This window comes from Siphonobacter sp. BAB-5405, from assembly GCF_002872335.1.
Lineage (GTDB): Bacteria > Bacteroidota > Bacteroidia > Cytophagales > Spirosomataceae > Siphonobacter.
Genome location: NZ_NJAG01000005.1, coordinates 284278 through 294383 on the forward strand (window position 1 = coordinate 284278; position 10106 = coordinate 294383).

A 10106-nucleotide genomic window follows, 5' to 3' on the forward strand; every position below is an offset into this window, starting at 1 on the left:
TTTTTTCCATTAGTTCAACGGCACAGTAATAGGTTCGTTAATCGTAGTGCTTGAAACTTTTCCTTGGAAATTCTGACGTTGGTACCCTTTTACTTCAATTACGTAACGATCGCCTGCTTGAGCAGCAGCTGCCAAGGAAGCAATATTTCCCTGACTCACGGGACCAGCCACTCGTTTTGATCCACGGGCTAGTGAAATTTGTACATCATTCACCCGGAACTTGGCATCTTCAGGATTTGAAGCAGCGAAATCTTCATCCGCAATCGCCCGAACTTCCAATACCCGAAGCTGGCTGGCTGGAACACCTTTCCGCACATCCAACTTCTGTCCATTACCAAACGGAACTAATTGCGGAGCTGGTACACGACGAACATTAAATTTTTCAACGCCGAGTGTAGTACCCATGTTATTCACGTTCAGACTTACTTGGCGATTGTTGGGTACAATCGTTACTTTACCTTGGCTACCTGCAATCGTTTCAGCTCCTTCAGCACTGAAAGAAGGATTCCACATGGCTCCCATCTGCGGACTTACGAATTGCAAACGGTTGGCACAACCCAGATATAACGGAGGCAAAGAAGCCGATTGGATACTGTACGAAGGCTTCGCTACAAAATATTCACCCGTTACCGTAAACGTTTTCATAGCTCCCGTCGGATCCGGATAATTTACCGTGGCCGTATAGGATTTCTTAGCCAAACCGTCCGGACCATACGCACCACCCTGAGCCGTAAACTGAATCTGACCACGACCATCTTTCATGGGTACAGCCGCTCCGTTAAAGCTCATACGAGGCGTAATGGCACTAGAAGTAGCTGCTACGTACATCTCTGCTTCGTACTTCATGCCGGCTACAACCGTGCTGGATTTTGCCGAGATTACCGGAAAAATCTTGTCAAACTTGATCTCTTTCAAACCTACTTTGGCAGCCAGCTGATCGAGTACCGTGTTTTCGTAACGCAAAACTTCAGCCTGCTTCTGGCTCAGTACTGCCAAAGCAGCAGGAACCGGCGTTTGAGCGAAGTTCATTTCAGCGAAATCTTTGTTCCGCTGCTCTGCACTTTTACTCGCGATCGGATCATCCTTCGCGTCTACAGCTAGCGGAGAAAACTGAGTACCTTTATCTGCATAGGCCTGTAAGTCCGTTACGTACTTGTTAAGCTGATTTTTGAGATTATAGGCTTTACCGCTTCCACCCGTTCCGACCATCAACATGGCCACCTGCTCTTCTTCTTTCGCGTTCTTCAGGTTACCCTGTTCGTCAAATCCACCGCTTTTGTCAATGATCTGCGATTTCAACGCATCTAGTTCATTGTACATTGCTGTAGAAAGTTTCCGAACCGCATCCGCTTTCTGAATAACATCTGCGTAAAGACTCCCACTTTCTGCTGCTTTATCTTTAATTCCTTTTACTGACTGTTGGTTTGTGATACTTGCGGTACTGTTAGCCGTTTCAAGGCTACGGTTCAACAAAATGAATTTATCAATCAAAGCCGAACTCACCTGCAAGGCCAGCATTGCTGTCAGTACCAGGTACATCATCCCGATCATTCGCTGCCGGGGTGTTTCATTGGCACCTGCCATATGTTTTTATTAGTTTTTCAGTGTCAGAAAAAAATGAGTAACCAGGGTTGGTTCATGAACTGGTTATTGTACGCCTTTCATAGCCGACAACATACCGCCGTAAATGTTATTGAGCGACTGTAAGTTGTTCGTCAGGCGTCCCATTTCACTCTTGAATTGCTGAGCATCTTTGGAAGCTTCCTGCATATTATCCATAGCGGAAGCCAGATTACCGTAGAAAGCATTCATCGCTTTCAGGTGTTTCTGGGTGTCCTGCAATTCCAGTTCGTATACCGCATTCAGAGCACCCATCGTTTGTGTAATCTGCTGGAACTTCACGCGGTATTCTTTCGCATCCATCGTTGCACTAGCCATATCAGACATGGCTGAGACAGCCGTTCCGTAGGTTTATTCATTTCCTGCAAAGAGCCCGCAGCGATTTTTACGTTTTTAGCGTATTCGTTCGTAGCTACGGTAGCGTCCGTAATCTGACCCAGTTTGCCAACGGTATCCGTCAGGCTACGTAAGCCGGTACCCAGACTATTGAATACGTCAGGTGATACCTTTGCATTCGCCAGCATATCGTCCATCTTGGCCATCAGACCCAGGTTAGGAGACGCAGCTACCGCAGGAGCGGCACTACGCGTAGGTAATTCACCTTTATAACTATCATCTAATTCAGGATATACTTTTTCCCACTGGTAATCAGCCGTAGGTGCTACGAATTGCTGTAAAGCAAACAGAAGGAAAATAACGGCTTCCGTACCCATACCGATGGTCAGCATTTCATCGGCACCGGGGCGGTGCTGAATTTTAAAAAGAGCCCCCAAGATTACAACAGCGGCCCCAACACTATAAACTACAGGAAGAATTTTGTCGAAGAAGACGTTACGTTTCGCCGCCATGAGTAAATAAAAAGGTTAAAACGTGAAAAGGACTGGATTAGATGATAAGGAATGTAATGATATGCCTGGGTTATCCGGAATGAATTCGTTGGTACATAAAAACACCTGTCAGGACAAACTGACCTAACAGGTGTTTGGAATTTTCTAACGGAACTCGCGTCCAGAAGACATACCTAAGTGTTGCATAACGCAACGGAAGCCAATATATGAACGACGAGCATCTTTGTATTCCCAGGAACGCGTACCTGTTTCCAGGAAGTAAGCTACATCTTTCCATGAACCTCCGCGAATCACTTTACGAGGTTCATCGTCATTAATATTATCTGAGTTCAAATCCCAGGTTACGACGGCAGCATTATCAGCCCAGGCATCTAAACACCATTCGGCTACGTTACCGGCCATATTATATAAACCGTACTCATTGGGGTTGTACATATTGGCGGGAGCGGTGTATGCATAACCATCCGCATCGTAGTTTCCACGTTGAGGTTTGAAGTTAGCGAGCATACAACCTTTGCCATTGGCTACATAAGGGTTACCCCAGGGATATTTCGCACCGGATTTACCACCCCGGGCCGCCCATTCCCACTGCGATTCGGTAGGCAATTCGAAACGGGGCATAGCGGCCTGATTTTCATTCGTGCGGTAATCGTTCAATACCGACGTCCGCCAACGGCAGAAATCACGAGCGGCATCCCAGCTTACACCTACGACAGGATAACGGTCGAACGCCGGACTTGAATAATAATATTCCGTCATGGGGTCACCATTATGGTAAGTAAAGTCTTTCTTCCAAACTGTAGTATCCGGGTAAACTTTACTCATGATGTATTCTTCACCCAAAACCGAAACCGAATCCGTCAGCATAGCATTTACATACTGACGGTACTCATTATTGGTAATTTCGGTATCATCCATGAAAAACTGGCTGATCGTAACCCGTTTGTTGAAGTTTACCTGAGCCGTAGCCACATCCTCATCGGCCTGACCCATCAGGTAAGAACCCGAAGGAATCAGAACCATCCCATACGGAGTCGGTTGTTTCCAGCCTTTACGGGCGTCGGCAACAATTTCCCCGTTGTAGACACCTACTTCCCCTTTGCGACTTCCCTTTCCACCTTTGCCTCCGTTGCTGGCATTGTTACCTTTTTTACCGCAACTCTGTACCACCAACATGGGAACAAGAATCAGAAGACTCCAAATGAGGCGTTTACTCATATACCGCTCATTCATGATCATATAGTTGTTTTTCTTATCAATATCGTTTAGATACTACTTCTTTAACACAAGACTTGTTTATTGCTCGTAGTGATTACGCGGCAAAAAAACGATGAATACACAGCTATCGTATTTAACTCAGCCAGCAAAAATAAAAAAAATATGCTTGGTACTAAGTTCCGCTCGCTAAACTTACGAGAATCAAGGCTTAAACAGTCTTAGCAGATTGCTTTAAAGCGTAAGATAAAGCAGTATGCACGTGCAAATGCGATTTCTTCGGGCTTTGAAGATGTATAAATTTCATAGTCGGATAACTGTCATTTTAGAAACGGAAACGTGGAGTCCGTACGGGAATTCGTTTGTTGGGTTTGGGTGCTGGTAAGCCATAACTCAGTAGTATGGAATAAGATCCGGGTGATTTAGCACTTACTCCGCCTAAAATTATATCATACGAAGCTCCAATCCTAAATCTGTTCCAGTTCACTCCTGCAAAAACAGGTATACCATCTCCCTGCCGCCAACCTGCTCCAACCCAGACAAAGTTACGCCACATCGCTAACAACGAAGCTTCGATTGAAAACGTATTTATATCTGACTTAAAAATTGCAGAAGGATTGATTTCTACTTCTTCGTTTACATAATAACGGTAACCACCATTTACGAAAAAGGTTTGTTGAGCTGCGTTGATAGCTCCCTCCTGACCGAACGCATACCGAGCCCGGTTCAGGTGAATCATGGAAGCTCCTACATAATACGTTGGTGTGGAATAATGAGCACCTACGGCTAGGTCAGGATTGGATTCATTTACCTTTCCTGTACCGATCAATGGATCATCGGGGTCACGAGCCCGGAGTTTATCAAAATCAATCGTACGGATCAGCAAACCACCCTGAGCTCCGAAAGCTAACGTCCGTTCACCTCCCAGGGGTATACGATAAGCATAGGCTAGCTGAACTTCCTGATTTCGTTGCGGTCCGGCCTGGTCGTTAAGCACATTTAAACCCACGGCTGATTTAATGCCAGGCAAGGGCAACTGAAAGGTAAACAGCTGCGTAGTAGGAGCTCCGCCATCGTCGGAAAAGCTGCTTTGATAGCCCAGGTACTGCTGCCGGTGAATCAATTGAAAACGCGTCATCCCTTCGTAGCCAACGGCAGCCGGGTTGAAAAACGACTGGTTGTACATGTACTGGCTAAACTGTGGATCCTGCTGAGCCCACAGCCCTCCCGAAGAAACCAACAATAAAATTATAAATAGGTATAGCGTTTTTTGCATGGCGAGACAGACACGTTCACAGTCCTAAAACTAGAAAGTATTTCGGTAAATTCAGTACTCTCCGGCTGCATTTAGCCGGCATACTACCAAACGATGGAATTTTCAGATTGTTACAGGAATATAAAAAAAACCTCCGATCAGTAAAATCGGAGGTTTTTCAGGTCAAGTATTTTTATTTCAAGCCGTTTGCTTTTTTGATGTACAGGTCCAAAGCCCCGGTCATCGAAGGAGCATTGGGCATAGGAGCTTCAATATCCAAAATCAGATTAGCCTCAATTACAGCCTTGGCTGTAGTGGGCCCTAACGCAGCGATCCGGGTCTTGTTCTGTTTGAAATCCGGGAAATTATCGAACAGTGATTTCACCCCGGATGGACTGAAGAAACAGATAATGTCGTAGAAAACTTCTTCCAGATCCGATAAATCCGCTGATCCCGTTTCGTACATCACGGCTTCGGTCAGGTGAATATCATTGGACACCATGAAGCCGGGAATGTCATTCCGACGCTTGTCGGAACAGGGGAACAGAAATTTCTCCGTTTTGTGCTTTTTGATCAAATCCAGCAGATCAGCAGCCGTTTTCTGGCCAACGAAAATCTTACGCTTCCGGATTACAATGTATTTCTGCAGATAGTTAGCCGTTTGCTCAGTCACGCAGAAGTACTTCATTTCGGGCGGCATTTCCATTTTCGCTTCCTTGCAAATGCGGAAGAAATGATCCACAGCATTACGGCTCGTAAAGATAATAGCCGTGTGAGCCAGAATATCAATCTTCTGCTTGCGGAAGTCCTTGTAGGACACTCCGTTTACCTCAATGAAAGGCCGAAAGTCAACTTTGATGTCGTAATCCCGGGCTAAGTCAAAGTAGGGGGATTTCTCGTCGGCAGGACGAGCTTGCGTCACTAGAATGCTGGAAACTTTCGTGAGCCGTTCGTCCGTCTTGTTCGTCGTTTCACTCATTCAGATTCAAAAAATAAGTAGAAGATTCGATGGCAATAAAGCGTTTATTCAATAACATGAGAACTACCTTAATGTTTCCGACAGCTCCTGATTAAACACGTAGGAACGCATATCCATTCAAAGAGCAAACTTGAGCCCAATGATGAAAGGAACCAATTCAACGATGCAAAGGTAAGAAAATAAGTAGAGATTTTTAGCATCAGACAATTTATTAATGGAAAAGTACAATAACAATAAACGCCCAATGTAGAAGCCTGTAATAGGTATAACCAGTAACGTATCCCAGTGAAAAGTAAGAGATGGAAAGCTATTCAACATGAGTAACATAACGATTCCCAGGAAGGTATAAAAGATCGCTGATGCCTGAATAGACTTGAAAAAGTGGATATTAACAATCTTATCAAAACGGTAAATATGACCTAAGACATTGATCATTAAATACTTAAAGATAAAGACAATGAAGACTAAAATACCAATAATAAAGAAATACAGGAAGAGCTTGCCCAGACTTTCCTCGTACGAAAAGAAGTCCTGCGACTGGAATAAATCGATGCCTCGATGCCGAACTAGCTGGTAGAGGTAGGAGAGCAGAAAACTGATCAGGAGTAGAAATAACAGGTTGGCTACTTCAAATAATCCACGTGTTACCAGAGCTGCCCCTTCCCGCGTTTGGATGGTAAGTAAGTCCTTGATGCTCAAATACCGGATGAATCCCCGGGGGAAGACCCGGTACAGAGCCGCGTAGGCAACCAGCAGCAACAAAGCTGTTAGTACGTAAAAATTCTCGAACGGTGAGGTATCACGAGGGCGGGCCTGTAAAAACGATTCCGATACGTAAATGGGTTTCTGGCCCGCTACTACCTTATGTCCAATCTGTAGGGTCTTTTGTTCGATACCCGGTTGGGATCCGTACAGCGTTAGTAGCACGCGGTGATCAGGATACGCTTTGTACAGACTATCGAGCTTGAAAACGGTCCATTTACCAATGGGCAACTGTTTTTGCAACGAGCCATTGATGAATAAATAATTTTCCTGATTGGATCGATAAAGCAGGTAATAATGCCGGTTCTGGGCTAAATCAAGAATAACGCTATACGAACCATAATCCTGGTGAATTTCGCGAATGTAGGGAACGTACGCCTTGCTTCCTTCATCGTACACCCGCCAGTCATTGCGAAAATCGTGTACAAGGAAATAGCCTTCCTCAGGCCCCGTCGTCTGAGCAAACGTCGAACCCGCCAGCAAACACAGGAAGAAAAGCAAAAAACAGTGAAGCCTGTGGGTTAGAAAACTACCCACAGGCTTTCGTACGCTCGAAAAAGTGAAATCACTACCCACCACTCTCGCTTTCAGTACGTCCGTTTCGCTAACATCGCTGTTTCACAAAACGGATTCATTACAGAATCGTATTCTTACTTATGCGTTTACTTTCTGATCAGCCAATGCTTTCAGCATCGTCTCGCCAATGACGGCAGGCGATTCCGCTACGTACAGACCGCATTCACGCATGATTCGCATTTTTGCTTCAGCGGTATCATCAGCACCACCAACGATGGCACCTGCGTGACCCATCCGGCGACCTTTCGGAGCCGTTTGACCCGCGATGAAACCAACTACGGGCTTTTTGTTACCGGTTTCTTTGATCCAGTAAGCAGCTTCTGCTTCCATACCACCACCGATTTCACCGATCATAACGATGGCTTCGGTTTCGGGATCGTTCATCAACAACTCAACGGCTTCTTTCGTCGTCGTACCGATGATGGGGTCACCGCCGATTCCAATGGCCGTTGTCTGGCCTAAACCTGCTTTCGTCAATTGATCTACGGCTTCGTACGTGAGCGTACCTGATTTTGATACCAGACCGATCGTTCCTTTTTTGAAGATAAAGCCAGGCATGATACCTACTTTACATTCATCCGCCGTGATAACGCCGGGGCAGTTAGGTCCGATCAGACGCAGATCTTTGCCTTGTACGTATTCTTTTACGGCAACCATATCTTTCACGGGGATACCCTCCGTGATCGTTACGATTACTTTGATGCCTGCGTCAGCCGCTTCCATAATGGCGTCAGCTGCGAAAGCCGGGGGTACAAAGATGATGGATACGTCAGCACCCGTTTCTTTTACCGCATCAGCAACCGTGTTGAATACGGGACGGTCCAGGTGTTTCTGGCCTCCTTTGCCGGGCGTTACACCGCCAACAACCTGAGTACCATATTCAATCATTTGCTGGGCATGGAAGGTACCTTCCGAACCCGTAAAGCCTTGTACAATGATTTTTGAATCTTTGTTAACTAATACACTCATAGAGATGGGATTTGCAGTGGCCAGTTCGGAAAGAATGTGGCTGTTCCCCACAAGGAACAGAAAAATCCGGCGTAAAAGTAGAAAGCTAAGACCAGTTGGGCAATTTCCCCGGAAATAAATTTGGGTGAATAGGTATAGGTACCCCAATTATTTTTCGGGAATAAGAATTTTGTACCTCTGATACAAGTTAAAGCAAAGGTACGGTTCAAGAACTTTTTCCTGCGTAAATTCCCCGAAACCCGTTTGTCATGAATGCGAAGACAGCCCTAATCATCGGAGCCACCGGCCTGATAGGCAACTATTTAATTTTCAAACTCTTACAATCAGATCGGTACGAGAAAGTCATTACATTGGTACGTCGTCCGATGCACCTAAAACACCCTAAACTCGATGAACGCATCGTTGATTTCGACAACCTTACGTCCCAGGATGTATCAGGTGCCAACGATGTTTTTTGCTGTTTAGGCACGACTATTCGTCAGGCCGGCTCGCAGGATGCGTTTCGGAAAGTTGATTTTGTATATCCTGTAGAAGTGGGCAAACTGGCTCTTCAGGCCGGGGCAACGCAGTATTTACTGGTATCGTCGATTGGAGCTAATGCCCAGTCTTCGATTTTTTATAGCCGAACCAAAGGACAGGTGGAAGCGGCCATTGGCGAATTAGGCTATCGCAGCTATACTGTTTTCCGCCCCGCTACCTTACTTGGTAAACGAAAGCAATTTCGCCTGGGTGAAGAGGTAGGCAAAATACTGGACTTTGTACTGTCACCGATTACTCTCCTCGTTCCTCCTCTGCGGAAATACAAAGGCATTCAGGCCAGCAAAGTAGCCTCGGCCATGCTAAATATAGCTAGCCAGGAAATTCCCGGCCAGCATATTCTTGAATCCGATGCTTTGCAGCGATTTTGATTAATCTTCGTCCAGATCTGGTACGTGTGGGATTTCGTTCTGTTCGAGGGCATAGACGGCTCTCCAGATGTCTTCCTCCTCTTCAGTAAACAGACGACCTCGGCGGTCCATCGTATTCCGAGCTACATCTACCGCTTTGGAGAACCGGTAGGGTTCAAATCCCGTATCGGCCCCACCCCAGGAGAAAGAAGGAATATGTTTAGGTGGAAAACCTGCTCCGAATAGATTGACGTTGATACCCACTACAGTACCCGTATTAAACATGGTTGAAATACCCGCTTTCGAGTAATCGCCCATGAACAGACCCACGAATTGCCGACCCGTATCCTCCAATTGTTTGGTGGTATAGTCGTACAGTTTTACGTTGCCGTAATCGTTCTTCAGATTCGAGTTATTGGTATTGGCTCCCAGGTTACACCATTCGGCGAGGTATGAATTCCCAAGAAAACCGTCGTGTCCTTTGTTGGAGTAGCCCATCAGAATACTCATGCTCACCTCTCCTCCTACTTTACAGTGAGGACCGATGGTCGTACTTTTCCGCATCTTTCCACCCAGATTAATCACGGCTCCTTCCAGAGCCGCAAAAGGCCCCTGTATGATCACACCGTCCTGAATCTGTACGTCTTTTCCTAAATAGATCGGTCCATTTTCGGCATTGAGTATGGCCGAGCGAATTTGGACGCCTTCTTCGATAAAAATTTGTTCTTCGTTGTAATACGCCGTGAATCGATCGGTAATGGGCTGACTGGTACGGCCTGCCGTGATTCGTTCGAAATCCGTATTAATCTGTTCACCATTGTGTACGACCAGATCCGGCAGTCGCTGAATGACGGTTACTTTATCCCAATAATACTGTTTCTGAAAATTGGGGTTGTCGTGTACGAGATCTTCAGGGCCAGATGTTTAGCCCGAACGGCCAGCAGGATAGGTCCCTGTAATAAAGCTTCACCGGGTTTGAGCTGTTCCAACGAGCG

The 10106-nt window shown here is 46.0% G+C and carries 7 protein-coding genes and 2 pseudogenes; 1 reads left to right on the forward strand and 8 read right to left on the reverse strand.

All coding sequences use genetic code 11. The annotated features are described in order from the left end of the window. Positions 1–9 precede the first annotated feature (9 nt). The 7 genes and pseudogenes from gldM to sucD all read right to left on the reverse strand — a co-directional run bounded on the left by gldM (position 10) and on the right by sucD (position 8224). Positions 10–1584, reverse strand: a complete 1575-nt coding sequence (gene gldM, locus BWI97_RS05220) for a gliding motility protein GldM (RefSeq protein WP_094816298.1) — start codon at positions 1582–1584, stop codon at positions 10–12. A 63-nt stretch (positions 1585–1647) separates the two neighbouring features. After that, positions 1648–2468: pseudogene (gene gldL / locus BWI97_RS05225) on the reverse strand (gliding motility protein GldL). Positions 2469–2612: 144 nt separating this feature from the next. Further along, on the reverse strand, positions 2613–3701 hold the full coding sequence (locus BWI97_RS05230) for an SUMF1/EgtB/PvdO family nonheme iron enzyme (protein ID WP_102200265.1): 1089 nt from the start codon (positions 3699–3701) through the stop codon (positions 2613–2615). Positions 3702–4008: 307 nt separating this feature from the next. Next, positions 4009–4959, reverse strand: a complete 951-nt coding sequence (locus BWI97_RS05235; protein WP_102200256.1) for a type IX secretion system membrane protein PorP/SprF — start codon at positions 4957–4959, stop codon at positions 4009–4011. Between the two features lie 172 nt (positions 4960–5131). Further along, positions 5132–5917 (reverse strand): uroporphyrinogen-III synthase, encoded by a 786-nt coding sequence (locus BWI97_RS05240; RefSeq protein WP_094816296.1) that lies wholly within the window; start codon positions 5915–5917, stop codon positions 5132–5134. Between the two features lie 117 nt (positions 5918–6034). Next, positions 6035–7180 (reverse strand): DUF4271 domain-containing protein, encoded by a 1146-nt coding sequence (locus BWI97_RS05245; RefSeq protein WP_158242690.1) that lies wholly within the window; start codon positions 7178–7180, stop codon positions 6035–6037. A gap of 153 nt (positions 7181–7333) precedes the next feature. Continuing rightward, positions 7334–8224 (reverse strand): succinate--CoA ligase subunit alpha, encoded by an 891-nt coding sequence (gene sucD, locus BWI97_RS05250; RefSeq protein ID WP_094816294.1) that lies wholly within the window; start codon positions 8222–8224, stop codon positions 7334–7336. Positions 8225–8472: 248 nt separating this feature from the next. Between sucD and BWI97_RS05255 the strand changes: the two genes are divergently transcribed. Beyond that, positions 8473–9132: an oxidoreductase gene (locus tag BWI97_RS05255; RefSeq protein WP_102200258.1), complete on the forward strand. Its 660-nt coding sequence runs from the start codon at positions 8473–8475 to the stop codon at positions 9130–9132. Here BWI97_RS05255 and BWI97_RS05260 read toward each other — a convergent pair. After that, a pseudogene (locus tag BWI97_RS05260) lies at positions 9133–9966 on the reverse strand (glucose-1-phosphate thymidylyltransferase); the annotation flags it as partial. It abuts the gene before it with no gap. Positions 9967–10106: the final 140 nt, after the last annotated feature.

Excerpts from the sequence above, each read along its gene's own strand:
- BWI97_RS05255 (WP_102200258.1), top strand. The coding sequence starts at position 8,473 with ATGAATGCGAAGACAGCCCTAATCATCGGAGCCACCGGCCTGATAGGC.
- BWI97_RS05230 (WP_102200265.1), bottom strand. The coding sequence starts at position 3,701 with ATGAATGAGCGGTATATGAGTAAACGCCTCATTTGGAGTCTTCTGATT.
- BWI97_RS05240 (WP_094816296.1), bottom strand. The coding sequence starts at position 5,917 with ATGAGTGAAACGACGAACAAGACGGACGAACGGCTCACGAAAGTTTCC.
- sucD (WP_094816294.1), bottom strand. The coding sequence starts at position 8,224 with ATGAGTGTATTAGTTAACAAAGATTCAAAAATCATTGTACAAGGCTTT.
- BWI97_RS05235 (WP_102200256.1), bottom strand. The coding sequence starts at position 4,959 with ATGCAAAAAACGCTATACCTATTTATAATTTTATTGTTGGTTTCTTCG.
- gldM (WP_094816298.1), bottom strand. The coding sequence starts at position 1,584 with ATGGCAGGTGCCAATGAAACACCCCGGCAGCGAATGATCGGGATGATG.